Origin of the sequence: Massilia psychrophila (assembly GCF_002760665.1) — a bacterium.
Taxonomy (GTDB): domain Bacteria; phylum Pseudomonadota; class Gammaproteobacteria; order Burkholderiales; family Burkholderiaceae_D; genus JAFCUW01.
The window spans coordinates 1-561 of sequence record NZ_PDOB01000095.1; the positions used below are offsets into that span (position 1 = coordinate 1).

Genomic DNA, 561 nt, shown 5'->3' on the forward strand with positions numbered 1-561 from the left:
AGCACAAGCGTCCTGTAGGCGCCAGCTGGCGAATGGATGAGACCTACATCAAGGTCAAGGGTGTCTGGAAATACCTCTACCGCGCGGTCGACAAGCAGGGCAAGACCGTCGACTTCCTGCTGACGGCGAAGCGCGACATGGCTGCGGCTAAGCGCTTCTTCGACAAGGCGATGGCAGCGAACGGCGCGCCTGAAAAAGTCGCGATGGACAAGAGCGGCGCCAACAAGGCTGCCATCGATGCGATTAACGCCGGCCGTGACGTGCCGATCGTTGTGCGCCAGGTCAAATACCTCAACAACATCATCGAACAAGACCACCGCGCCATAAAGCGGATGACCAGGCCGATGCTCAACTTCAAATCATTTCGCTCTGCTCGCTGCGTACTCGCCGGCATCGAGCTCATGCACATGATCCGCAAGGGCCAGTTTGCAAGCTGCGGCGCCGATACAAGGTCATTCGCCGACCAATTTTATGCGTTCGCAGCACAAGTCCGTCCAGTTTGAAGGGGGAGATTCCATTTCTGGAAAATTCCGTCTTTTGCCGAACAACGCGACGGAGCCA

General features: G+C 57.2%; 1 protein-coding gene. It reads left to right on the forward strand.

Going from position 1 to position 561, the window contains the following annotated elements; genetic code table 11:
* A partial coding sequence (locus CR103_RS21795) for an IS6 family transposase (RefSeq protein ID WP_099917962.1) occupies nucleotides 1–503 on the forward strand: 503 nt, incomplete at its 5' end.
* Nucleotides 504–561 lie beyond the last annotated feature (58 nt).